Origin of the sequence: Luteibacter sp. 9135 (genome assembly GCF_000745005.1) — a bacterium.
GTDB lineage: Bacteria > Pseudomonadota > Gammaproteobacteria > Xanthomonadales > Rhodanobacteraceae > Luteibacter.
This window is the reverse complement of record NZ_JQNB01000001.1, coordinates 4,180,224-4,202,915: the sequence shown is the minus strand read 5'-3', so window position 1 is coordinate 4,202,915 and position 22,692 is coordinate 4,180,224. Positions and strand designations below refer to the sequence as shown.

Annotated in this window: 25 protein-coding genes and 2 pseudogenes; 10 read left to right on the top strand and 17 right to left on the bottom strand. The window is 63.0% G+C overall.

Going from position 1 to position 22,692, the window contains the following annotated elements; all coding sequences use genetic code 11:
• Positions 1-119: 119 nt before the first annotated feature.
• The 3 genes from FA89_RS17815 (at position 120) to FA89_RS17805 (ending at position 3,250) form a co-directional block, all read left to right on the top strand.
• Positions 120-1,562, top strand: a complete 1,443-nt coding sequence (locus FA89_RS17815) for a M20 family metallopeptidase (protein ID WP_036142852.1) — start codon at positions 120-122, stop codon at positions 1,560-1,562.
• Positions 1,559-2,263, top strand: a complete 705-nt coding sequence (locus FA89_RS17810) for a YggS family pyridoxal phosphate-dependent enzyme (RefSeq protein ID WP_036142849.1) — start codon at positions 1,559-1,561, stop codon at positions 2,261-2,263. Before FA89_RS17815 ends, FA89_RS17810 begins: the two co-directional genes overlap by 4 nt.
• 321 nt (positions 2,264-2,584) lie before the next feature.
• Positions 2,585-3,250: a C40 family peptidase gene (locus FA89_RS17805; RefSeq protein WP_240003927.1), complete on the top strand. Its 666-nt coding sequence runs from the start codon at positions 2,585-2,587 to the stop codon at positions 3,248-3,250.
• Positions 3,251-3,314: 64 nt separating this feature from the next.
• Here FA89_RS17805 and FA89_RS17800 read toward each other — a convergent pair whose 3' ends face one another.
• Complete coding sequence (locus FA89_RS17800; RefSeq protein WP_036142843.1) at positions 3,315-3,842, bottom strand: hypothetical protein; 528 nt, start codon at positions 3,840-3,842, stop codon at positions 3,315-3,317.
• A 148-nt stretch (positions 3,843-3,990) separates the two neighbouring features.
• Here FA89_RS17800 and FA89_RS17795 point away from each other — a divergent pair, with 148 nt between their 5' ends.
• Complete coding sequence (locus FA89_RS17795) at positions 3,991-4,758, top strand: pseudouridine synthase (RefSeq protein ID WP_036142841.1); 768 nt, start codon at positions 3,991-3,993, stop codon at positions 4,756-4,758.
• A 7-nt stretch (positions 4,759-4,765) separates the two neighbouring features.
• Here the strand turns inward: FA89_RS17795 and kbl are convergent, their stop codons facing one another.
• Entirely contained in the window at positions 4,766-5,962 is a 1,197-nt protein-coding gene (kbl, locus tag FA89_RS17790; RefSeq protein WP_036144755.1) for a glycine C-acetyltransferase, read from the bottom strand.
• Positions 5,959-6,981: an L-threonine 3-dehydrogenase gene (gene tdh / locus FA89_RS17785; protein ID WP_036144754.1), complete on the bottom strand. Its 1,023-nt coding sequence runs from the start codon at positions 6,979-6,981 to the stop codon at positions 5,959-5,961. The genes kbl and tdh overlap by 4 nt, the downstream gene beginning before the upstream one ends.
• A gap of 174 nt (positions 6,982-7,155) precedes the next feature.
• Between tdh and FA89_RS17780 the strand changes: the two genes are divergently transcribed.
• Together FA89_RS17780 and FA89_RS17775 are read left to right on the top strand one after the other, a co-directional pair.
• Positions 7,156-9,327 carry a S46 family peptidase gene (locus FA89_RS17780; protein WP_036144753.1) on the top strand — a complete coding sequence of 724 codons (2,172 nt, stop codon included), beginning with the start codon at positions 7,156-7,158 and terminating at the stop codon, positions 9,325-9,327.
• 70 nt (positions 9,328-9,397) lie between these two features.
• Positions 9,398-11,560, top strand: coding sequence for a S46 family peptidase (locus FA89_RS17775; RefSeq protein ID WP_036142840.1), 2,163 nt, complete (start codon positions 9,398-9,400; stop codon positions 11,558-11,560).
• A gap of 68 nt (positions 11,561-11,628) precedes the next feature.
• Here FA89_RS17775 and FA89_RS17770 read toward each other — a convergent pair whose 3' ends face one another.
• Positions 11,629-11,970 (bottom strand): tyrosine-type recombinase/integrase, encoded by a 342-nt coding sequence (locus FA89_RS17770; RefSeq protein ID WP_036142838.1) that lies wholly within the window; start codon positions 11,968-11,970, stop codon positions 11,629-11,631.
• Positions 11,971-12,032: 62 nt separating this feature from the next.
• Between FA89_RS17770 and FA89_RS17765 the strand changes: the two genes are divergently transcribed.
• The gene (locus FA89_RS17765; RefSeq protein WP_185754464.1) at positions 12,033-12,275 is read left to right on the top strand and encodes a hypothetical protein; all 243 of its coding nucleotides are present in this window, start codon (positions 12,033-12,035) and stop codon (positions 12,273-12,275) included.
• Here FA89_RS17765 and FA89_RS17760 read toward each other — a convergent pair.
• Positions 12,259-12,447, bottom strand: coding sequence for a hypothetical protein (locus tag FA89_RS17760; protein WP_036142834.1), 189 nt, complete (start codon positions 12,445-12,447; stop codon positions 12,259-12,261). The two genes, FA89_RS17765 and FA89_RS17760, sit on opposite strands and share 17 nt — an antisense overlap.
• Before the next feature lie 27 nt (positions 12,448-12,474).
• On the opposite strand from FA89_RS17760, the gene FA89_RS19930 reads away from it, so the two are divergent.
• Positions 12,475-13,317: an HNH endonuclease gene (locus FA89_RS19930; RefSeq protein ID WP_081916747.1), complete on the top strand. Its 843-nt coding sequence runs from the start codon at positions 12,475-12,477 to the stop codon at positions 13,315-13,317.
• Here the strand turns inward: FA89_RS19930 and FA89_RS21005 are convergent.
• Positions 13,299-13,743, bottom strand: a pseudogene (locus FA89_RS21005) (glycoside hydrolase family protein). The gene FA89_RS19930 and the pseudogene FA89_RS21005 overlap by 19 nt on opposite strands.
• 570 nt (positions 13,744-14,313) lie before the next feature.
• Positions 14,314-15,747, bottom strand: a pseudogene (gene terL / locus FA89_RS17740) (phage terminase large subunit).
• Between the two features lie 369 nt (positions 15,748-16,116).
• Here terL and FA89_RS17735 point away from each other — a divergent pair.
• Positions 16,117-16,587, top strand: coding sequence for a hypothetical protein (locus FA89_RS17735; protein ID WP_185754462.1), 471 nt, complete (start codon positions 16,117-16,119; stop codon positions 16,585-16,587).
• A 9-nt stretch (positions 16,588-16,596) separates the two neighbouring features.
• Here FA89_RS17735 and FA89_RS21000 read toward each other — a convergent pair whose 3' ends face one another.
• The 4 genes from FA89_RS21000 to FA89_RS17715 form a co-directional block, all read right to left on the bottom strand.
• Positions 16,597-16,827: a hypothetical protein gene (locus FA89_RS21000; RefSeq protein WP_036142828.1), complete on the bottom strand. Its 231-nt coding sequence runs from the start codon at positions 16,825-16,827 to the stop codon at positions 16,597-16,599.
• Entirely contained in the window at positions 16,828-17,046 is a 219-nt protein-coding gene (locus FA89_RS17725; RefSeq protein WP_185754461.1) for a hypothetical protein, read from the bottom strand.
• A gap of 47 nt (positions 17,047-17,093) precedes the next feature.
• Complete coding sequence (locus FA89_RS17720; RefSeq protein ID WP_036142824.1) at positions 17,094-17,570, bottom strand: portal protein; 477 nt, start codon at positions 17,568-17,570, stop codon at positions 17,094-17,096.
• Between the two features lie 168 nt (positions 17,571-17,738).
• A complete protein-coding gene (locus FA89_RS17715) occupies positions 17,739-17,927 on the bottom strand; it encodes a hypothetical protein (protein WP_036142822.1) in 189 nt (62 codons plus the stop codon).
• A gap of 293 nt (positions 17,928-18,220) precedes the next feature.
• Between FA89_RS17715 and FA89_RS20395 the strand changes: the two genes are divergently transcribed.
• Positions 18,221-18,823, top strand: coding sequence for a hypothetical protein (locus tag FA89_RS20395; protein ID WP_221174342.1), 603 nt, complete (start codon positions 18,221-18,223; stop codon positions 18,821-18,823).
• 26 nt (positions 18,824-18,849) lie between these two features.
• Here the strand turns inward: FA89_RS20395 and FA89_RS20995 are convergent, their stop codons facing one another.
• From FA89_RS20995 to FA89_RS17690, 6 genes are all read right to left on the bottom strand, one after another.
• Positions 18,850-19,062, bottom strand: a complete 213-nt coding sequence (locus FA89_RS20995; RefSeq protein WP_441295042.1) for a hypothetical protein — start codon at positions 19,060-19,062, stop codon at positions 18,850-18,852.
• Positions 19,063-19,394: 332 nt separating this feature from the next.
• The gene (locus tag FA89_RS17710; protein WP_051938922.1) at positions 19,395-19,781 is read right to left on the bottom strand and encodes a hypothetical protein; all 387 of its coding nucleotides are present in this window, start codon (positions 19,779-19,781) and stop codon (positions 19,395-19,397) included.
• Between the two features lie 63 nt (positions 19,782-19,844).
• Positions 19,845-20,072: a hypothetical protein gene (locus FA89_RS20390; protein ID WP_185754459.1), complete on the bottom strand. Its 228-nt coding sequence runs from the start codon at positions 20,070-20,072 to the stop codon at positions 19,845-19,847.
• Positions 20,069-20,443: a hypothetical protein gene (locus FA89_RS17705; protein ID WP_036142820.1), complete on the bottom strand. Its 375-nt coding sequence runs from the start codon at positions 20,441-20,443 to the stop codon at positions 20,069-20,071. Before FA89_RS17705 ends, FA89_RS20390 begins: the two co-directional genes overlap by 4 nt.
• Positions 20,444-20,636: 193 nt before the next feature.
• A protein-coding gene (locus FA89_RS17700; RefSeq protein WP_185754458.1) for an IS3 family transposase occupies positions 20,637-21,775 on the bottom strand; the annotation gives its coding sequence in 2 pieces (ribosomal slippage) (positions 20,637-21,529 and positions 21,529-21,775; 1,140 coding nt in all).
• Between the two features lie 62 nt (positions 21,776-21,837).
• A complete protein-coding gene (locus FA89_RS17690) occupies positions 21,838-22,686 on the bottom strand; it encodes an IS3 family transposase (RefSeq protein ID WP_240003941.1) in 849 nt (282 codons plus the stop codon).
• Positions 22,687-22,692: the final 6 nt, after the last annotated feature.

Genomic DNA, 22,692 nt, shown 5'->3' with positions numbered 1-22,692 from the left:
GTGGTGGGTGCCGTGGCGTACGCGTTCGCTGCGCCTGCCCGACGCCCTCGCCGACGGCGCGAAGGGCCGTTCCGTCGGCGCTGTTACAATCGCCGCTTGCCCACCTGAAGCCGCCCGCCATGGATACCTCGCGCATCACCTCCTTCGTCAGTGCCCTCTGGGATGCGGAAATCGTCCCGCAGCTGGTCGAGTACATCCGCATTCCCAACAAGTCGCCGATGTTCGACGCGCAGTGGCGGGAACATGGTTACATGGACCAGGCGGTGGACCTGATGGCGCGCTGGGCGCGTGCGAAGCTGCCGGCCTTCGAAGGCGCCACGCTCGAGGTGGTGCGCCTGGAAGGCCGCACGCCGCTGATCTACATCGACGTGCCCGCGCAGGGCGTGACCGGCAAGGGCACCGACGAAACCGTCGTGCTCTATGGCCACCTCGACAAACAGCCGGAGATGACGGGCTGGGCCGAGGACCTCGGTCCGTGGGTGCCGGTGATCAAAGGCGACAAGCTCTACGGCCGTGGCGGCGCGGACGACGGCTACGCCATCTTCGGCTCGCTGGCCGCCCTGCTGGCGCTGCGCGAACAGGGCGTGCCGCATGCCCGCTGCGTCATCCTGATCGAGGCCTGCGAGGAATCGGGCAGCTACGACCTGCCGCATTACGTCGATCACCTGGCCGACCGCATCGGCAACCCGGCCCTGGTGGTCTGCCTCGACTCCGGCTGCGGCAACTACGACCAGCTGTGGCTGACCACGTCGCTGCGTGGCATGACGGGCGGCAACCTGACCGTGCAGGTCCTGGAGGAAGGCGTCCATTCCGGTGACGCATCGGGTGTGGTGCCGTCGAGCTTCCGCATCCTGCGCGACCTGCTCAGCCGCCTGGAAAACCCGCAGACCGGCGAGATCGTGCCGCGCGAGCTGTATGTCGAGATCCCGGCCCAGCGTATCGAGCAGGCCCGCCGTTCCGCCGAGGTCCTGGGCACTGCCATCTACGACAAGTTTCCCTTCGTCGAAGGCATGCAACCGGCGGCCACCGACCTGAGCGAGCTCGTGCTCAATCGCACCTGGCGGCCGCAGCTGGCGGTGACCGGCGTGGGTGGCATGCCTCCGCTGGACAGCGCTGGTAACGTGCTGCGCCCGAAGACGTCGGTGAAGCTGAGCCTCCGTGTGCCGCCGACCCTTTCGGGGGCGGAGGCCGGCGCGTTCCTCAAGCAGCTGCTGGAGAAGGATCCACCCTACGGCGCCCGGGTCAGCTTCGACCTCGAGAAGGATGGCAGCGGCTGGAACGCGCCCGCCCTCTCGCCCTGGCTGGAGGATGCCGTGGCGCAGGCGTCGCAGCATTACTTCGGCGCGCCCGCCGCGTATATGGGCGAAGGCGGCAGCATCCCGTTCATGGGCATGCTCGGGGACAAGTTCCCGCAGGCGCAGTTCCTCATCACCGGTGTGCTGGGGCCGCATTCCAACGCCCACGGCCCGAACGAATTCCTGCATATCCCCACGGGCAAACGGGTGAGCATGGTGGTGGCCGATGTGGTCGCGCGCCACTTCCAGGAAGCCTCGAGGGCATGACCGACGCTGCGGGCACCTTCGCGGATCGCCTCGCGGGCGTGCGTGGTGCCGTGGCCGCCGCGTGCACGGCAGCAGGGCGCGATCCGGCGGAGGTCACCCTGCTGCCGGTCAGCAAGACGTTCGGTGCCGACGTGGTGCGCGAGGCCATCGCCCAGGGTCTGCGCCGGTTCGGGGAGAACAAGGTCCAGGAGATCCAGGCCAAGGCCGCCGAACTGGCTGCCGAGGCCCTCGACTGGGTCGTCATCGGCCACTTGCAGACCAACAAGGCCAAGCCGGTGGCACGCCTGGTGACCGAGGTGCAGTCGCTGGATCGCCTCGACCTGGCCGTAGCGCTCGACAAGGCGTTGCAGGCGCAGGGCAGGGCGATCGACGTTCTGGTGCAGGTGAAGACCTCCCGGGAAGAGAGCAAGTTCGGGCTGGCCCCGCAAGCGCTGCCCGTTTTCCTGGACCAGTTGCGTGCCTTCGACACGTTGCGCGTCCGTGGCCTGATGACCCTGGCGGAAGCGTCCGACGACGAGGCCGTGGTCAGGCAGTGTTTCCGTACGTTGCACACGTGCCGCGAGACGGGCCGTCAGGCGGGCCACACGCTGGACCGGCTTTCCATGGGCATGAGTGGCGATTTCGCCCTGGCGATCGCGGAAGGCAGTACGGAAATACGTGTTGGCAGCGCCTTGTTCGGGGCTCGCACCTACACGCCCTGATGGCGTCCAGCCCCCGTCAGAGGGCCGATTACGTGATTTCATGCTCACATACGTGAAGCCAAGTGCTTCTATGTGTTCAGGTTTCCGTCTCGCAGCCCGCATTTTTGTGCGAATTGTATGAATGTTTCCTAGGACTGACCGCTTTTAACTTTATGCCAACAACAAGGCCGTCGTCGTTTGGTAACTTCACCACTCGTTCACGGTCGTCTCACCTTCACGGCGGCTTAACTTCACGATGAATAGGCCTTATCGCTCATGCATTTAAAGCGACTGACCGCTCTCGCGTTAGCCTCCTCCTGCATCGCTTCCGTCACACCCGTCATGGCCGACACCGTCGCCGCTCCACAGGGTCTTGACCAGTCCGCAACGCTGCTCCTCACCGATCTTCCCGTGTTCGCACCGGCGAACGCCCTGGCCCAGTCGGCCATTCCGGACATCGCTTCGCTCACCGCCCCCAAGGCGTCGCTCACCGCCCCGAAATCTACCGCCGCGGTCGCCGACACCACGTCCTCCGATGAAGATTCCCTGGCCGACGACGAAGACGACGACAGCGTCGTTGCCGCCGCCTCCGCCAAGCTCGCCGGCCACGTCGACGGCCATGCCCGCGAGGCCCTGCTCTCTTTCGCGATGAAGCTGCGCGATATCCGCTACCACCGTGGTGGCCGCGCTCCGTCCACCGGCTTCGATTGCAGCGGCTTCGTCCGCTACGTCTTCGCCCACAGCATCGGCCTCGACCTGCCGACCAACTCGGCCAGCCAGTTCCTCGCCGGCCTCAAGGTCAAGCGCAACGAAATGAAGACGGGCGACCTGGTGTTCTTCCGCACCCACGGCAAGGCTATCTCGCACGTCGGCATGTATATCGCCAACGGGCAGTTCATCCACTCTCCGTCTGCGGGCAAGACGGTTCGCGTGGACAGCCTCAACGAGGCCTACTGGTCCAAGCACTTCGCCGGCGCCAAGCGCCCCGAAGGTATCGCCAAGATCTGACGGGTACCCTTCAACGTATTTTCCGAAACGGTATGCTCCGGCATGCCGTTTTTTTTGCCGGAGCCTAGACGCCGATCAGGGTCAGGTTGTCGAGGACGAGGAGGTGTAGGTCCTCGGAAAACAACCCCACGGCCTCGATGCGAAGGCCCTGCGGGTGCGACTCCTGGATAAGGTTTCGTCCCTTGGTCAGTGAGATCGTTTTGTCCAAGAACGTCGACTCATCCGGATTATCGGTATAACGATCGTAGAGCTGGACAATTGCAACACCCGCGGCAGGCGAGAAAAGATCGATGATGACGGCTGAGGCGGGCCGCGAGGAAAATGCCAGGCCGAGAAACAAGGGCACTCCACCGCCCTCTCCCTGGACTGCGGACAGTTGGTTCCCGCCTTGCTCGGTAATCGGTGCGACGACCGCATGGCCGTACACCGGCTCGATGGTCAACCAGCCAGCGGTGAAAGGACTCTCGGGGACGATCCAGGTGCCAGCGGCGATACCGTCGAAGTCCTCGACCAGGGTGGACTGTGTGTTATTGACCGATTTGCCACCGCGTGCGCGGCCCGGTTTAACGAAGCTCATATCCTTCTCCTTCATGGCAGCCATTCCATGCAGCCGGCTACGGGACTGTGCAACATCATGCTGCCGTTCGCATTGTCCGCACCTGTCGCCGATCCGGCCATAGAGCAGGCGTTGTAGGTGCGTCCGAGGCAAATCCGGCCCGATCGGCGCTATCCTTTTGGTCATGCCACGCTATCCCGGTCACACCGCACCCCGATCCCGCGGGCCATCGTCATCGCCGCGGTACGGCCTTGCCCGCGTGCTGTCCAAACGTGGCGTCTGCTCGCGTAGTCAGGCCGAGAAGGCCGTGCGGGAAGGCCGGGTGCGGGTCGACGGGAAGATCGTGCGCGATCCGGAGTGGCCGATGGTGGGGCAAGAGCACATCGTCCTGGACGGCGTCGGGGCCGAGGCGGCGGCACCGGTCTACCTGGTGCTGAACAAGCCGCGTGGCATCGTCGTCTCCGCCGCCGACGAGCGCGAACGCGACACGGTGTATGCGCTATTAGAAGGGTCCGCCCTGCCGTGGCTGGGTCCGGTAGGTCGCCTGGACAAGGCCAGCGAAGGCCTGCTTCTGCTCAGTAACGACACGGTGTGGGCGGCCGGGATCACCGAGCCTTCGACGCACGTGGCAAAAACCTATCACGTGCAGGTGCGGGGCCGCCCGGACGCGGCAACCATGACGGCCATGCTGGACGGTTTCATGGACGCGGGCGAACGTTTACGCGCAACAGGCGTGTCACTGCTGCGCCAGGGCGATCGCAACGCCTGGCTGGAAGTGACGTTGGACGAGGGTCGCAACCGTCACATTCGCCGGTTACTCAGCGCGCTTGGCTTCGACGTGCAGCGCCTGGTTCGTGTCGCGGTCGGCGATCTGGCACTCGGCGAGCTGGCCAAGGGCGCCTGGCGCCACCTGACCGCGACGGAAGTCGCCGCGCTGCGGCAACGTCCTTAGACTCCACTCAGGAAAGCAGCCCCAGCTTCCTGCCCACCCGGGTGAACGCCGCGATCGCATGATCGAGTTGCTCGCGCGTATGGGCGGCGCTCATCTGCGTACGGATACGCGCCTTGCCCTGTGGCACCACCGGGAAGAAGAACCCTGTGACGTAGACGCCTTCGTCGAGCAGGTCGGCCGCCATGGCCTGAGCCTGCTTCGCGTCGTAGATCATCACCGGCACGATGGGGTGCTGGCCGGGACGGATGTCGAAACCCGCCTCGGTCATCTTCTCGCGGAAATAACGCGTGTTCTCCTTCACTTTCTCGCGCAGGTCGCCCGCGGCGTCCAGCATATCGAAGACCTTCGTGCCCGCGGCCACCACATGCGGCGGCAGCGAGTTGGAGAAGAGGTAGGGCCGCGAGCGCTGGCGCAGCAGTTCGATCACCTCGCGGCGGCCGGTGGTGAAACCGCCCAGCGCGCCACCCAGGGCCTTGCCCAGCGTGCCGGTGATGATGTCGATCTTGTCGAGCACGCCGTGTACCTCGGCCGAGCCGCGGCCGGTGTCACCGAGGAATCCGGTGCAATGGCATTCGTCGATGTGCACAAGGGCGCCGTACTTCTCCGCCAGCGCGGTGATCTCGGCCAGCGGGGCCACGAAGCCGTCCATCGAGAACGCGCCGTCGGTGGTGATCAGCTTGGTTCGCGCGCCGGCGGCGTCGGCCGCCTGCAACTGGGCTTCCAGGTCGGCCATGTCGCAGTTGGCGTAGCGGAACCGCTTGGCCTTGCACAGCCGGATGCCGTCGATGATCGACGCATGGTTGAGTGCATCGGAGATGACCGCGTCTTCCTCGCCCAGCAGCGGTTCGAACAGGCCGCCGTTGGCGTCGAAACAGGCGGCATAGAGGATGGTGTCCTCCTTGCCGAAGAACGTGGCGATCTTCGCCTCCAGTTCCTTGTGCAGGTCCTGCGTGCCACAGATGAAGCGCACGCTGGCCATGCCGAAGCCGTGCGTGTCCAGCGCATCCTTCGCGGCCTGGATCACCTGGGGGTGGTCGGCCAGGCCCAGGTAGTTGTTGGCGCAGAAGTTGAGGACGGAACGGCCGTCCTCGAGGGTGATCTGCGCCGACTGCGGCGAAACGATGATGCGCTCGCGCTTGAACAGGCCCTGTTCGCGGATGGCGTCGAGTTCGCTGGCGAAACGTGTCTGGCCCGGGTAGGTCATGTCCATGAGCACACCACCTTGCCGCAGTGACCCGCGTCCATCAGGTCGAAGCCCTTCTGGAAATCGTCGATGGCGATCTGGTGCGTGAGCACCTTCTGCAGCGGGAAGCCGGTGAGGACCATCTGGGTCATCTTGTACCAGGTCTCGTACATCTTCCGGCCATAGATGCCCTGAAGGGTGAGGCCCTTGAAGATGACCTTGTCCCAGTCGATGCCGGCGCCACGCGGCATGATGCCCAGCATGGCGATCTTGCCGCCGTGGTACATGCAGTCGAGCATGTCGCCGAAGGCGCGCGGGTTGCCGCTCATCTCCAGGCCCACGTCGAAGCCTTCGATGTGCAGGTCCTTCACGGTGTCCTTCAGCGACTGCTTCGACACGTTGACCACGCGCGTGGCCCCCATGTCGGCGGCCAGCTTGAGGCGGTAGTCGTTCACGTCGGTGACCACCACGTTGCGCGCGCCCACGTGCTTGGCGATACCCGCGGCGATGATGCCGATGGGGCCGGCGCCGGTAATCAGCACGTCTTCGCCGATCAGGTCGAATTCCAGCGCGCAGTGCGCGGCATTGCCGTACGGGTCGAAGAAGGCGGCCAGCTCGGACGGCACCTGGTCCGGGATCGGCCAGAGGTTCGAGGCGGGCATGGTCATGTATTCGGCGAAGGCGCCGTTGCGGTTCACGCCGATGCCGGTGGTGTTCGGGCACAGGTGCTGGCGGCCGGCGCGGCAGTTGCGGCAATGGCCGCAGACGATGTGCCCCTCGGCGGAGACGCGGTCGCCGATGGCGTAGCCGGTGACGCCGGGGCCGATCTCGGCCACGCGGCCGACGAACTCGTGGCCGATGGTGAGGCCCGGGGTGATCGTGCGCTGGGACCATTCGTCCCATTTGTAGATGTGCAGGTCGGTACCGCAGATGGCGGTTTTCTCGATCTTGATCAGGACTTCGTTCGGGCCGGGCTGCGGCACCGGCACTTCTTCCATCCAGATGCCTTGTTCGGGCTTGCGCTTGACCAGCGCCTTCATCGTCTGCTGCATGGGCTTCAAAGGGTTCCGTGCGGGGAAGGTCCGGGGGCGGACCCAAACCGCGATTATAAGGCCGCCACCGATCCGGCCGTGGTGCGCCGCGCCATTGCCACGACCGCCCCGGGGCCTCTATGGTCGGGTCCGCTTTGGGCAAGACCGACAGGGGCACCGATGATGGGAATCCGAACGATGATGCTGGGCGCGGCCATGGCGCTGGGGCTGGATGCGAAGGCCGACGAAGGCATGTGGCTGCCGTCGCAACTCCCCTCGCTTGCGAAGAACCTCAAGGAGGCCGGCTTCCGCGGCAACCCGGACGATCTCGCCGATCTCACCCGCGCGCCGTTGAACGCGGTGGTCCGGATCGGTGGCGGCACCGGGGCGTTCGTCTCGTCCGACGGCCTGGTGCTGACCAACCACCACGTGGCCTTCGGGGTGATCCAGTACAACACGCGGGCAGACCGCGACCTGATCACCGACGGCTTCGTGACGCCCGACCGCGCCGGCGAACTGCCGGCGAACCCCGATTACCGTCTTCGTGTGACCGTCGGCTTCGACAAGGTCACCGACCGCATCCTGGCCGCCGCGCGCGGTACCACGGGCAGGGCGTACTACGACGCCGTGGATGCCGCCAGCAAGGCGCTCGTCGCCGAGTGCGAAGCGGAGGCCGGCATCCGCTGCAGCGTCTCGACGATGTTCTACGGCCGCGACTTCTACCTCGTGCGCCAGCTGGAACTGCGCGACATCCGGCTGGTGTACGCCCCGCCGCGCGCCATCGGCAACTACGGCGACGAGATCGACAATTTCGTCTGGCCGCGCCATGCGGGCGACTTCACGGTACTGCGCGCCTACGTGGGCAAGGATGGCAAGCCGGCCGATTTCTCGCCGGACAACGTGCCCTACCACCCGCCCTCGCATCTGCAGATAGCGACCGAGGGTGTGGCCGAGGGCGACTTCGTCATGCTGGCGGGGTATCCGGGCACCACGTACCGCCATCGCACCGCGGCCGAGTTCGCCGATCAGGTGCAGTGGCGGCTACCCACCGCCGTGACGGTGCTCAAGGCCTTGCAGGACGTGATCGAGGCGCAGGGCAAGACCGACAAGGACGCAGGCATCCGCTATGCGTCGCAACTACAATCGCTGAAGAACAGCATCAAGCGTTTCAGCGGCGAGCGCGAAGGCCTGGAGCGCAGCGACGCGGTGGCCGTGCGGGGCGAGGACGAAGCGGCGATGCTGGCGTGGCTGGCCACCCAGCCGGACGCGAAGGCGCTGCGGTCCTCGATCGATCAGGTCATGGCGTTGATCGCGCAGGGCAAGGACGTGCGCGAGCGCGACCTGCTGGTCGGCTTGTTGTCCGCGCAGACCCAGCTGATGCGTGGCGCGCTGTCGATCGATCGACTGTCCGTTGAGCGGCGCAAGGACGACGCGGCGCGTGAATCCGGCTACCAGGCACGCGACGAGGAGATGATCCACAGCCAGCTGCGCCAGATCCAGCGCCGCTACGATCCCGCCGTTGAAAAGGCGCTGGTCGGCACATTGATGACGCGCTACCAGCAACTGCCCGACGCACAGCGCCTGCACGAGCTGGACACCGTGTTCGGCCGCACGCCCGCCGAACTGGCCCGGGCGCTGGACCGCCTGTACGCGGCCACCCGCCTGGGCGACGAGGCCCAGCGCGAACGTCTGTTCGCCGCCGATCCCGGCACGGTTGAGCGTGACGACGACGCCCTGCTGGTCGCCGCCCGTGCACTCCGCCCCGCGTTATTGCGCATCGAGGATGAGAAAAAGGCACGAGAGGGGGACCTCATGCGCCTGCGACCCGCGTACATGCAGGCGCTGGTGGCCTATCGCCAGAGCCAGGGCAAGGCGGTCTACCCGGACGCCAACTCGACCCTGCGGGTCAGCTACGGCAAGGTGACGCCGCTGGCGGCGCGCGACGCCGTGAGCTATGCGCCGGTCACCACCGTGCAGGGCATCGTGGAGAAGAACACCGGACGGTTCCCGTTCGACGCGCCGAAGCCGTTGATCGACGCGATCCACAAGGCCGACTTCGCGAGCTATGCCGATCCACGAACCGGCGCCATGCCGGTCGACTTCCTCAGCAATCTCGATACCACCGGCGGCAACTCGGGCTCGCCCGTGGTGAACGCAAAGGGTGAACTGGTCGGGCTGAACTTCGACAGCAACTGGGAGGCCGTGAGCGCCAGCTGGATGTACGACCCGCGCTACAAGCGCGCCATCCATGTCGACATGCGCTACATGCGCTGGCTGATGGACAAGGTGTATCCGTCGCCAGCATTGCTGGAGGAACTGGGGGTTCCCGCGGCCCATGCGCCCGCGCACCCATGACCTCCGGCACATAGCCCCTCGCGGGCCCGTGCCGCATTGTTAACTTATAACACTCAGGGAGTATCACCCCATGCGCCGACTTGCCCTTGCCGCCGCCCTCGCGGCCGCGTTCGTTCCCGTTGCCCATGCCGTGGAAGGCATGTGGCAGCCGGCCCAGCTGCCGAAGATCGCCGCCACGCTGAAGCAGCATGGCCTCAAGCTCGATCCCGCTTCGCTCACCGATCTCACGGCGTACCCGATGGGCGCGATCGTGAGCCTGGGCGGGTGCACGGCGTCGTTCGTGTCGCCGGACGGCCTGGTGGTCACCAACCACCATTGCGGCTACGGGGCGCTGCAGTACAACTCGACCAAGGAAAAGAACCTGATCGAGCAGGGCTTCCTGGCGAAGACGCCGGCCGAGGAACTGCCGGGCTCGCCCGACATGCGGGTCTTCGTCACGGAGGAGATTCGTGACGTCACGGCCGACGTCGCCGGCAAGCTCACCGCGTCGATGACCGGCCAGCAGCGCTACGACGCGATCGACCGGGCGAAGAAGTCGCTGGTCAAGGCCTGCGAAACCGACGGTTATCGCTGCGATGTCTACACGTTCCACGGCGGCTACAGCTACCAGCTGATCAAGCAGCTGGAGATCAAGGACGTGCGTCTGGTGTACGCCCCGCCCGAGTCCATCGGCAAGTTCGGTGGCGACATCGACAACTGGATGTGGCCGCGTCACACCGGCGACTTCAGCTACCTGCGCGCGTATGTCGCGAAGGACGGCAAGTCCGCCGCTTACTCCAAGGACAACGTGCCGTACCACCCCAAGCATGTCATCAAGGTCAATGCGCAGGGCGTGGACGAAGGCGACTACGTGATGGTGGTGGGTTACCCCGGCCGCACCAACCGGTACCGCCTGGCCCAGGAGGTCAGCAGCGCCATCGACTGGACCTACCCGACGCAGATCAAGCTTTACCAGCAGCAGCTCGACACCATCGCCGCAAACGGCAAGCGCGATCCCAACGTCACCGTGAAGTACGCCAGCCTCGTCGCCGGCCTCAACAACTACCTGAAGAATTTCGGCGGCCAGCTCGAGGGCCTGCGTCGCGCGGACGCCGTCGCGGTCAAGCAGAAGCAGGAAGCCGACCTCAACGCCTGGCTGGCCAAACAGGGCGGCGCCGAGAACCAGGCGCTGGCCGCCGACATCGCCCAGCTGAAGGCGAAGCTGGCCGAGTACCAGGCCACCCGCGAGCGCGACCTGGACCTGATGCTCATCCAGCGAACGCAGCTGTTCTCCGCGGGCGTGCGCCTGGCGAAGCTGGCCGACGAGCGTGCCAAGCCGGACATGGACCGCGAGTCGGGCTACCAGGAGCGCGACGAATCGCGCATCGAGGGCGCTCTTAAGCAGATGGAGCGTCGCTACGACTCGCAGACCGACCAGGAACTGCTGACCAACGCCCTGGTGCGCTACGTGTCGTTGCCGAAGGACCAACGCCTGACCGGGTTGGACACCTGGCTGGGTGGCGCGTCCACGCGTCCCGCGATCCAGGCGAAGGTGGCCGCCCTGTACAAGGGCAGCCAGCTGGGCGACACCGCCGAGCGCATGAAGTGGTTCAAGGCCGACGCGAAGACACTGGACGCCAGCAACGACAGCATGCTCAAGCTGGCCCGTGCACTGCTGCCGGAACTGAAGACGATCGACCAGCAGGACGATGCCCGCGAGGGCGAACTGGCCAAGCTGCGCCCGCGCTACATGCAGGCGATCATCGCGTGGAAGGAGTCGCAGGGCTTGCCCGTCTACCCGGATGCGAACAGCTCGCTGCGGGTGACCTTCGGCAACGTGAAGGGCGTGGCGCCGCGCGATGGCGTGAGCTACTCGGCGTTCACCACGGCTGAAGGCATCGTCGAGAAGAACACCGGTGAAGATCCGTTCGACGCACCCAAGGCCGAGATCGATGCGATCAGGGCGAAGGCCTTCGACGGCTACGCCTCGAAGAAGCTGGGCACGCTACCGGTGGACTTCCTGGCCGACCTGGACATCACCGGCGGCAACTCCGGCTCGCCGGCGCTCGATGCCGAGGGGCGTCTCGTGGGCCTGGCTTTCGACGGCAACTGGGAGTCGGTGAGCGGCGACTGGCTGTTCAACCCGAAGCTCAACCGGTCGATCCAGGTGGATGTGCGCTACATGCTCTGGGTGATGCACCACCTCGATCATGCGGACAACCTGCTGAAGGAAATGGGCGTGCCGGCGAAGTAATCGTTGCGGGGCAGGGAGTTAGATAATTGCCATATCGCAACCCTTACATCTAAGGGATGCTCCCTGTCTCACAAGTCCTGCTTTCCAGCGTTCAGGTGCCGCGATGCCGTCAAGAGGGCCGCCGCGTCCACCATCCGGTGCGATTGGACGTGTGCGTAGGTCCGTGCGGTGGTCATGATCGAGGTGTGCCCCAGCCACTCCTGGACCAGCTTGATGTCGCCCATGGTCTCCAAGAGGCCGGTCGCGCATGTGTGGCGAAGCGAGTGAACCACGCACTCCGGCTCGGTTACTCCAGCGTGCTTCATCGCCTTCCGCCATACATGGCCGGCTCGGTATTTGGTGATCGTGGAGAAGGGGCCATCCGGCACCGCCTTGCAGCGCTTGAGCGCCGCGTAGCAGGCTTCCGTCATGGGCAAGGGTGATCTTCATGTGGTTTCCTTCGAGTTGGGCACACGCTGCCGAGGAGCCGCGCGTGGAAGACGACAACTGCTGGGTGTACCGAGGGTTCGTATTGATGAGCGAGCCAAAGCCGAGAGGGGCGGGCTACATAGTCACGGCAGCAGTGATGCCAGCCGGGCATCCCGAGGACGCGGTGGTGGCCGACTCGCCGGATGACGTGGTGCTCATCTCGGCTAAGGCAGCGGTCGCTTACGGTCGCGAGTGGGGGACTGAATACGTGGACTTGCTGCTCGGGCCGATTAAGCGCCCGGATTGAGCGGCAGGGTCGATACGATGCGGAGGCCACGCGTGTACGCCTGGTTCTCGGCGTGCAGTTCGGCGGCCTTCAGGGAATCGGCCTGGACGCTCTCGCCCCATTTGCGGCCCTCGTGTTCGAAGGTGGTGACGTAGGAGCTGAGCGGGGTTCTTGCGGTGGATTTGCGGGTCATGAGGGGTTCCTTGGGTGACGTGCGGGCATGAAAAAGCCGCCTAGGGGCAGCTGGTTAAGTGATAAAGTGACGCAAATTGGAGGTGCTATGGCGTTCTCGGAAGCGTTGAAGCTGGCCGTTCGAAGGTGCGCGCATTTCTCTTGCGCTGTGTGTCATGACCACGGCGTTGAGATTCATCATCTCCTCCCCCAGGCCGAGGGTGGGCCTGATACTGACGAAAATGCGTGCCCCCTCTGTCCTTCTTGCCATGAGAAGTACGGGGCGAATCCCACGAAGCGGAAGTTTCTCCGAGAGGCCCGTGACAACTGGTACGACCTATGCGCTAAGCGCTTCGTTTCCGATGCCGCGCAGATCGAACAATTCATTCATCTGTTCGAGAATTTGGCAACGAAAGAAGACGTCGTCGGCGCCATAAGGCAGGCTAAAGAGTCTCCACCCGCTGTCACGAATTCGGACGAAATTTCCGAACTTCCCATCGAGTTGAAAGAGGCACCGCTTACCGAGGTCGCGGTGAAAGGCTATCTTCGCTGGATGTACTCGGGGCTCCGACATTCGGGTTCTGACGCGGTACGATCGCTAACGAAGGACCTTCTTACCATCGGCTACCGCGACATTTCAGAGCTTCATCGTGTTCTTGCTCTCACGAAGGAAGCGGTCGCAGACGTAGTGCAAGCGAAGCGCGATGAGGGAGTAAACATGGATTCTCATAGCGATATCTTCGCACCTCGCCTCATGCTCGCTGTGCTCGATGAGAGGTGGTGTCAGAAGTTTCATCCGTCCGTAGCGAACAAATTCGAAAGGTCAGGTCACTGGGTCGTGCGTACTAAATCCGAATGCATCGTAGCTTTAGCTCAAGACCAAAAGGCGTAGACAGTCCCGTCGAACTCGACAAGCGACACGTCGCCACCGAGCTTCATATCCCGCAGATACGCTTCGGCGTCGAAGTAGCTCCGGAGGTTCTCTTTGTTCCACCTGGCGAGCTGTCGAGGGACCGAGGCGTAGTCGCCCTGGTTCAACAGGCGCAACAGGGTGGACGACATGAAGCGAGCGGCGCCCAGGTTGAACACTAAGGAGGCCAGCACGATGCGCTGGTTGGCGGTCAGCAGGACTCGCACAAGGCGCCACCGTTTGCATCGCATGGCCCGCATCGGCCCTCAGGAGCGCCCTGGAGGCCGTGAGGGAGATGGTCAGTCCGGGACGAACCTCGGGGCCGGTGTGGCCGACGCCGATGGTCCAGGTGCCGGTGCCGTCCTTTCGGTCGTTGTAGGCAGTTAGCCGTTCACCCTCGACCTTCACTAGGAAGTCTTCGAGGGCAGGTTATATATTCGCAGTAGTTATGTGCCTAGTTCTTCGAGTTGAGGGGGGAAAGGGATGTTTGAGTGGTTTAAGAAGCGGCACACGAAACAGCAACTTCAAGCAGGCTCGTTAGAAGCGATGGCGAGTCAATACTTGAATACGGTCATGGGGTTTCGACCTGCTTATTACGCAAAGTATTTGCATAGCAATCGGGTCGCCGCTGGATACGTACTAGGAGTTATCGACGCGTACGCGCAGATGAGGGGACATGGCTTCATCGACGACCCATCACAGGTCGCCCCTTACGTCGCCAGCTACATATTCTTATTTGGCGAGGACGAGGGCGCTAAGCTTTTTCTAGACGCTGTGACCTTTTCGAAGAATGCAGACCCCCGCTTTGACGCTGGAATGAGCGTCGGTGGCGAGGATGTCCACAAGTTGCTTGAGGAAGGGGCTCGGCACGCTAGCCGATTTATGCGGACCTTGGATGCATAGAGCGAGGCGCAAGGACGCGGCTGAACGCCTAGGTGCCACGTTCGTATCACGTTGGCGTAGCCGCGTCCGCGTCGTCTAAAAGTTGTCGTAGAAGTTCGGAGGGGCCGTGGAGTAGCCGAAGACGGACTCCTCGAAGCGGCGGTACTCCTCATCCATGAGTTCCTGCATGCGCCGGTCTTCCTCGTTGGAAACGTCGCGGTCCAGGTAAGAGGTCCAGTACGCTACGGCCATGGCAAGCGCGTCGAGCCTGTCGTCGTGACGCAGAGCGCCACGCTCCCTCGTAATGCGGGTGAGCTGGTGAAAGAGCTGGAACTTGGGTTCGCTCTTCTGGTCCGCTCGGAGCAGGGCGGCATCGACCACCAGGCGGTGCTGGTTCATGACCGGCTCCAGCGTGTCGATGATCCGCTTCTCCTTCTGTCCGGTACTGCGGACCTCCTCCACGGCGCACGGGTAGATGCGGCGGAGCACAGGCTCCAGCAGCTTCACGAACATGCCGTCGCCGAAGTTCGACTCGACCAGGATCAGCTTGACCTTCTCGGCCCTTGCGACGTGCGCGATGTTCTCCAGGGCAGCGTCGTCCTAGCCGCCAGGGAGACCTCCAGCGCGCCTCAGGAACACCATGCCGCGCAGCATCTTAGTCACGGCGTAGCCCGTCTCGTCACCGCCACGGCCCGAAGGGTCGATAGCCATGACGGAGCCCGTGAACTCCTCCATCTCCTTCGCCACGTACATCGGTCGGTACAGGCGGTCGCCCGTGAACCCGACAGCCGGGATGTCGTTGATCGTGTGTTCCGGGGACGACGCCCACACGATCCGTATGGGGGCCACCTCACGATCGACATCCATCGTGATGAGGTCGCTCAGCTTGAGCGGGTAGCGCTCGCTGTCGGACAGGGTCGTGTCCAGCATGAACTGGAGCATGAAGCCCGAGCGCCCATAGGACGCCTCTCGCTTCATCAGGTCCTCTTCGTGGAACCGCGAGGGCTCTACAGGCTTCCAGGCCAGTGAACTGTCGTTTTCGAAGCGCTCTACGAGGTACGGGGCGATGCGCCCGCCGTACTGTTCGAGGTGCTTACGGCTCTTAGGGAACCTGGCGGGCCACACGCGAATCTCGTAGCCACGGTCCGGTAGCTGGTTGTAGATCGACTCCTCAGTCTGCGGCGTGCCCAGGTAGATGATCTCGGCGTTCGCAAGGGGCTTCAGGATCGCGTCGAACTCCTTGATGAGTTCGGACAGCTTCTCCCGCTGTGCGACGGTGGCCGAGTTCTTCACCACCTCGACGTCGTCGGCGATGATGGTATCGGCGCGGGAGCCCGTGAGCTGGCCCGTAATGCCGACCGACTTCACCGAAGGCGACTGGTCGGGCTGTGCCGGGCCGACGTCGAAGGCGAGGTTGTAGTCGCGCTGGCCGGCACGCGGCTTCAGGTGAGCTAGCTCGGGGACGGTTTCGACCAGGCGCTTGACGAAAGATCGAGAAGGCGTCTGCGCGATCTTTAGATGCAGAAACAACGAGAATTTTGTGCTGTGGGTTCTTCCACAGCAGCCAGCACACGTATGCGGCCGTGAGCCACGACTTGCCGATTTCTCGAAACGCCTCTATCACACGACGGCGTGGGCCGTGCTGTAGATACGACGCGATGTCGTACTGAACAGTTGTCGGGGACGGTAGGTTGAGGTGCTTCCAGATATGGAAGACGAAGTTTCGGAAGTCGTCGATGGGGTGCTTGTCAGCTATTAAAGAACTCCGGAGCTAGGCCGATAACCGACGACACAACAAGGGAGAAGGATGTGGCGGCACAAGATAAAGGTGCAGGAAACAGCAGTGGGTCAAGCAAACGAATGTCCTTGGCTAGCTTTCTAGGGATTGGAGGGCTCTTGGTGGCCCTGGCTACCTCGATTGGTGCCGCAGCGTGGGAGCACGCGCGCTACACCGCTTTGGTCAGCGAGCGTGATGCTGCCAACAGCCGAGCGGTGACGGCGGATGCGAGGTTCACGGATGTACAGGGGAGGTTAGAGACCACCCGGTCTTCGTTGGACGCGTGCTATGTAGAGAAAGAGCGCGCGCTATCTAACGTCTTCAAACAATCCGAAAGCGCGGGCCAGCTCGCCGCCTGTCAGACCTCCTTGATGGAGGTACAGCGCCGCGACTCGTTCGGACAGCAAATTCGGGAGCTACGTGCCGAGGCTCGCGAGCTGGATAAGGAACTGGAGGGTAGTCCTCTAGCAGCTTTGATCGGTGGAAATACTGCACCCTCGGCGGCTGAAGAACAGCGTGTGGATTTGCTGGTTGGCCGCCGAGAAGCAGTGCACGAACTTCTTAAGGCGTCGTTCGAACACTGTCCGCACTAGGCACGTCGTTTAGTGGGTTGTTGGGTCGAAAGGGAACGAGGCCAGCGACTTAGCTAAGTTCCCAGTTGGCGACCCAGGCGCAGGAAGTGCCTCGATGCCGTTGTCCTTGACGAACTGTCGGGCTACGTTGAGGAACGCAGCGAGGCCCTTCTCACCGGCATCCATCTGCCCGATGCTCTCGGTGAGCTTCGTGGCGATGGCGGTGTGCAGGGCTTCAAGAGATTCCTTGGAGGCCGCCACTTACTTGACTAGCCACTTCTGGAAGAGACGCTCTACGGCGGACGAGCCGAGGCTCGATAGGACGCATGCGACGCCGATGGTGGCGTTGGTGGAGATGCTGGGGAACATGAGGTATGCGGCAGCGGCACAGAGGCCGAGAGCGCCGGAGATGATCGCGCGCGCCATGACGACGCGGGCAGTGATCTTCTCAGTGGAGGCAAGGAGCTTGCCGATGCCCACGACGGCGCCGAGGGTCCCCATGCCGTCGCGGTCGACGACATAGCGGCTCAGCGGGTAGAACTTAGCGTTCCCTCGTCGGGGATATAGAGGAAACCGTTGCCGGTTGCGACCAGGTGCTTCAGCGCCAGGGAGATTTTCCCGCGCATGCCCGAGGTCTCGATGTCATTGATGACGGTCCGCTCGATCTCAGCGAGGCCCATCTCCAATTCGCCCTGTTGAATGCCCGCCTGTTCGGCGAGCGCCTGGGCGTCCATGCCGTCCGGGGACAGCTTGAAGAAGTTGGCATTGACCGGGAAGAGCGCGAGGAGGAACCGCGCGGGCGCCGAGTTAACGCAGCGGGCGCCGGTGCCCTGGTAGGGGGTGGTACGGGAGGAACTCGATTTACCCTTCGAGACTTCCTTGTAAAGCGTCGGCAGCGTCAGAGTGGCGCACTGTTTGGCGGGGGACTCTGCGGCGTTACGGTCGGACTTGAGTCGCTGGTAACTGGCTTCTGCGGTGACGGTCTGCGGGGCGGACTGGCTCAAGTGGGAATGACGAGGCTGCTTCCGTAGGATGAGGTTGCGGAGTTGTTCAGGTCGATCCGGAGGGACTTGCGTCCGGAGGTCCCGCTCTCTTGGTTACCGCCCATGCCGTCCCGTGCGGTCATGAGGACCGCTGGAGTGGTGTCTTCGGCCTTGGGGGCTTTGGGTTTCTTAGCCGTGCACATGCTGCGTCTCGTCGTCGAGCTGCCGCCTGCGAATCAGGGACAGGACAAGGCGTCGCTCGCCCTGTCGGAGCAGGAACTCTTCACGGTCCATCCGGGGGTCGTAGATCACCTCGGGGTACCGCTCGGCCAGCTCGTCGATCAGGTCGTAGGCGTGCAGAGGGATGGATTCGGACATAGGGGCTCCATAGGGGAGAGGAGGGGTCTATAGGAGACCCTAAGGAACCCTTATGGGGGAAACTTCGTTTCCTCGTAAGCTGGCGGTTATACCCTGACAGAAGACGCGCCCTCCGCTATATTCTCCAGACACCGACAGGGGACCGGATAGTGGATAAGGGAAATAAGGCGCATGTAACTTGGACGATATGCGTCCTCGTTGTACTTCTCGTTGTGTCGTTGTGCATTCGGATGCCGTCTTCCCAAAGACTTACGGACCTCATCAGTTTCTCTGCGACGGTTTCGTCTCTGATTTTGGCCGTCTACGCTATTTTCCAAACCGCCTTAGCGTCGAATGAAGGGGCCAGATCCGCGAGCGAGGCCCGCGAATTGAATGCGAGAACCACGACCCTGCTCGAAGGGATCAATCAGTCCCTTCCAGAAATTCGAACGGGTGTCGCTGACATCAAGGCTCAAGTATCGAGCGGGGCGTATTCGCAGTCAGCGGCGGCGCAGGCCGAGCCCGATGGCTCGGCCAAGACAGGCGATGAAGCGGACGCCTTGATTCGAGCCTCCTCGCCGATGGGATTAGTTGCCGTCCAAGCAGCCATCTTGAGCTTTCAGAACAATAAGTACATTCCTTTTTCGAGCTTCGATACTGACACAATGTGGCATACCCTAGGTGTTATCTCAGGTTTATCATCTGCCAAATGGATGGAGTTCGCTGTTTCGGAAGTCAACACGATTTACAGTGTGATCGTTAAAGAAGTTAACCCAGCGCTATTGGCACGTTATAGCGAAGTCCTTGATCGTATTCAGCAGCAACCTGCACAATCGCTCTCTGTCGTTCAATCAAATGCGCTTGCCAAATTCTTTTCGACATCGATATGGGATGACCCAGCGCCATCCTCTCTTTGACACATTGCCGAGACACCTTCTCTTGGTCAAGTGATCCAATGCGATAAATAATCCTGCATCGCACCTAGTGCGCCCGAGTTGTCGAACCGTAAGTCATCGCTCTGTTGCGCCACACCCTGCTCGGAAGCATGGGCGCTGACTGCTTCAGCCCCGGATCGCTCGATGTGAACGATGGTTCCACCCGTCGACCGGATCATTTGGGCTTCGTTTTCAAAGCGAACATCGGAAAATACGACCACGTCGGGGCGGGTTCTCGTGTCCTAGGGCGGCCGCACCGTCCAAAGAACGCCGAGCCACCTTGATCCAAAGGTCGCTGTCGATGAGTTCTCGTCCCCACTCAGTTCCCAAGGTCTGCATCATCTGACGGGGTGACTTACCGCCCAGCTCGTGGATCGGCTCTTCCTTACGCCGACTGTCCACCAAATCTGCATATGATATGCCGGTTAGCTGGGAGACGAAGTATCGGATGGGGTCGGCGAACGACATTCGAATGCCGACTTCGACAGCGAGACGATCATGTCCGCCATCGTGTCCTTGCCGGACCTTGCTCGGCCTGTGATGCCAATGATTTTCATGGTGCCCAAAGGTTCACCTTTCCTGTCTTGAAGTCATAATCGCCGTCGCGCAGGATTCGCGCGCAACGGGCCTGGACGAGCGCGTCGTCCGATGTGAGCCCCTTGGACTCGTAGGTCGTCACCACGGCCGCCCATAGGGCCGCGAGGTGTTCCTCGGGCGGGGCGTCGAGCAGGGCTTCGTGGATCGGCTGGAGGATCGGGTCGGCACGCTTGGGGCCAATGCCAGGACAACCGCTGTAGTTATCGGTGGTGTCGCCCGTGAGGGTCTGCATCATCCAGTAGAGGTCCGCCTGGTGCTGCGAGATCGTGCGGGTGCCGATGTCGGGCTTGCCGGGGTTGTACAGGCGGCCGGGCAGGGTCTGCGTGTCCTTGTCGATGGACACGATGATCCGCTTACCGGGAGCCAGCCGGGGGACGGCATGGTCTGGAGGATGCCCAGGATGTCGTCACCTTCGAGGTACTCGCGGGTGATGATCTTCTCGGGCCAGAGTTCCTTCAGGAATCCATCGACCGCGTACCAGAGCGCCGGGCGTAACGCCGAGGTCGACCGCGTCGTCAGCGTTGCCGCCACACCAGCTATACGCCTCGAAGTCTTCGTTGTCCGTGGCAACGCGGTCCGAGGCAAGAGCCTTCAGGCGGTCAATGATCTTGGGGGTGAGGGCGATTGCGCTCATGCGGACCACCCATCGCAGGCGATCTCGATGGCATTGAAGGCCTCGGCGACCGTCTGTACACGCGTCTCGCCGTTGGAGATCGCGTTGAGGCAGTGACTGATGGTGATGTAGGCCAGCTCGGACGAGGGAAACTTCTCGCACCAGCGGACGGCCGTGTGTTGCTTGCCGTTGCGCGCCTCGGCCACGAAGGCGTCGATGGCGGCGGAGAGAGGGGTGATGCAGTCGCGGATAAGGCGGCGACCAGGGCCAGAGTCGGACTCATCCTGGCGGTCGCGCTCCTTGTGGTAGCGGTCAACGCCGAGGGTCAGGGATTCTTCTTCGAGGGCGAGTTGTCTGTCGCGGAGAGAAAGGGTGGGCTGCACGATAGTCATGCGTGGTCTCCAGAAACGAGAAAGGCCCCGCTTGGGGGCCTTGGGTGGGTCGATGGGTTGTTGCCGAGGTGTCTCTCTCGGCCTTGTGTGTACCGAAACGAAAAACGCCCCGGCTCCGTGAGGAACCGAGGCGTCTCGTTAGGGGTTCGAAGGGGGGTGTCGTGGTCAAGTATTTCTGGACACCCGATAGGCGTTATTTCCGGGCCGCCATCATCTCGTAAATGGCTGGCGGCACCTGCCCGTTGGCCGCATGTAGGCGCCGGTAGTTGTAGTACGACGTCAAGAAAACAGTGATGTCGCTTTGGGCTTCATCGCGGTTGCTGTAAGTCGATGTCGTCCATTCGGTTTTCAACGTGGCGAAGACGCGCTCGGCAACCGCGTTATCCCAACAGTTGCCGCGCCTGCTCATACTTTGGGTAATCCCCAGGGCCTTGAGGCGTCCGAGAAAGTCAAAACTGTTGTACTGCGCACCTTGATCGGAGTGGAACATGAGATTCCCCGACGGTTTCCTCTCTCTGATTGCCATGTCCAGGGCGGCAACGGCCAGCTGTGCATTCGGCCGGGTTGAAAAGGCCCAGCCCACGATCCGGCGTGCATAAAGATCCACGACAACGGCCAGATAGAGCCAACCCTGTCGGGTAGGCACAAAGGTAATGTCACCGACCCAAACCTGGTCGGGCCGGGCGACGTTGAATTGCCGTTCGAGGCGGTTGGGGGCCGGCACAGCCGCCTTGCTCGCCGTCCGGTACACGTGCCGACGCACCCGCTCGGCCCATAGACCGGCCTGCCTCATCAACGTGCGCGCCCGATATCGCCCTGTCGGCATGCCTTGGCGACCCAACTCAGCCGCCATGCGACGGGTGCCGTAACTGCCTCGGCTCTGGCGATGAATCTGCTTGACCCTCGCTACTAGCGCCGGATCGGCAACCGCCGGCTGTACCTCTTCTGCCCGCTTGGCGTAATAGCTGCTACGGGGGTATTCCATCGCCTCGCACAGCCGCGATACCGGGTAGGCCTCCTTCAGCTCGTCGATCACCGCCGTGGGCGATCGCTCTCCCGAACGAAGAAGGCGATGGATTTTTTTAAAAGTTCGCGCTCCTCCTTTAGCTGAAGTACCTGCGACTCAAGCTCGACGATACGCCGCCGATCATCCGCCGCCGTGGGGGCATGAACCCCGGTCGACTTAGCCTCTTCATGTATCGCCAGCCAGCGCCTCAACGCTGTCGGGCCTACATCCATCAGCTGGCATACCTGTCGTACCGTATGCCCCTCGGCCACCACCAGATGCACGGCGTCGTCTCGCTGCGATTGCGATATCTCTTTACGTCCCATAGCTCACCTCCTTCTGCCCGTGAATCCTATCTGAGCTTGCCCCGGTTTAATGGACACTCAAGTTATGGGATAGCAGCTTCGGTCGCCGCAGGCGATCGATAGCCGTTGGTCGAGTGTAAGCGCTGCCGGTTATAAAACACTTCGATGTATTCAAAAACCACGTGGCGTGCCTCCTCGATCGAGGCGTAGCGGCGTGGGGCTGCGATCTCGCACTTCAACGTACTGAAGAAGCTCTCAGCCACCGCGTTGTCCCAACACTCGCCGCGCCGGCTCATGCTTACCCGCATACCCAGTCGAGCGAGTTCGGCCTGATAGGCCGCGCTCGTGTACTGACTGCCCTGGTCGGAGTGATGGAGCACTCCCTGCGCCGAACCGCGCTGGCCTACGGCCATGCGCAAAGCCTGCAAGGGCAAGTCGGTATGCATAGTCGCAGCCGTTGCGTGGCCAATCACTCGCCGGGCGTACAGATCGATCACGACGGCCAGATACATTGGACCCTGTTGCGTGGCGAACTGTGTCATGTCCGTTACCCAGACCTGATCAGGCGCGGCCGTGGTGAAGCATCGATCAACATGGTTATCGGCCACCGCGGACACCGTGGCGGCCCGTCGTGATGCCTTGCTTGTACGCCAGCTGCGCCCGACGAGACCGCCCTGGCGCATCAAGCGGGCGGTCGCATGGCGCCCCAGGCTCAGCCCCTGCTCACGAGCCAGATGCCATAGCCGGGGACTGCCGTAAAGCCCTCGGCTGCGCTCATGCAACTGCTTCAGCTGCGCCAGGTGCTGGCGGTCACGAAGCACGCGGGGGCTCGGATGCTTTTGGCGATGCCGCCAGGCATAGAAGCTGTTGCGACCCACCTCGAGCAGCCGGCAGAGGACCACGATGGAGTACGACGCGCTCTCCGCTTCGATAAACCG

Bases quoted from the DNA above. Each gene is read 5' to 3' on its own strand.
- FA89_RS17815 (WP_036142852.1), top strand. From the start codon at position 120: ATGGATACCTCGCGCATCACCTCCTTCGTCAGTGCCCTCTGGGATGCG.
- FA89_RS17810 (WP_036142849.1), top strand. From the start codon at position 1,559: ATGACCGACGCTGCGGGCACCTTCGCGGATCGCCTCGCGGGCGTGCGT.
- FA89_RS17805 (WP_240003927.1), top strand. From the start codon at position 2,585: ATGGCCGACACCGTCGCCGCTCCACAGGGTCTTGACCAGTCCGCAACG.
- FA89_RS17800 (WP_036142843.1), bottom strand. From the start codon at position 3,842: ATGAAGGAGAAGGATATGAGCTTCGTTAAACCGGGCCGCGCACGCGGT.
- FA89_RS17795 (WP_036142841.1), top strand. From the start codon at position 3,991: ATGCCACGCTATCCCGGTCACACCGCACCCCGATCCCGCGGGCCATCG.
- kbl (WP_036144755.1), bottom strand. From the start codon at position 5,962: ATGACCTACCCGGGCCAGACACGTTTCGCCAGCGAACTCGACGCCATC.
- tdh (WP_036144754.1), bottom strand. From the start codon at position 6,981: ATGAAGGCGCTGGTCAAGCGCAAGCCCGAACAAGGCATCTGGATGGAA.
- FA89_RS17780 (WP_036144753.1), top strand. From the start codon at position 7,156: ATGGGAATCCGAACGATGATGCTGGGCGCGGCCATGGCGCTGGGGCTG.
- FA89_RS17775 (WP_036142840.1), top strand. From the start codon at position 9,398: ATGCGCCGACTTGCCCTTGCCGCCGCCCTCGCGGCCGCGTTCGTTCCC.
- FA89_RS17770 (WP_036142838.1), bottom strand. From the start codon at position 11,970: ATGACGGAAGCCTGCTACGCGGCGCTCAAGCGCTGCAAGGCGGTGCCG.
- FA89_RS17760 (WP_036142834.1), bottom strand. From the start codon at position 12,447: ATGACCCGCAAATCCACCGCAAGAACCCCGCTCAGCTCCTACGTCACC.
- FA89_RS19930 (WP_081916747.1), top strand. From the start codon at position 12,475: ATGAAAAAGCCGCCTAGGGGCAGCTGGTTAAGTGATAAAGTGACGCAA.
- FA89_RS17715 (WP_036142822.1), bottom strand. From the start codon at position 17,927: ATGTCCGAATCCATCCCTCTGCACGCCTACGACCTGATCGACGAGCTG.
- FA89_RS20390 (WP_185754459.1), bottom strand. From the start codon at position 20,072: ATGAGCGCAATCGCCCTCACCCCCAAGATCATTGACCGCCTGAAGGCT.
- FA89_RS17705 (WP_036142820.1), bottom strand. From the start codon at position 20,443: ATGACTATCGTGCAGCCCACCCTTTCTCTCCGCGACAGACAACTCGCC.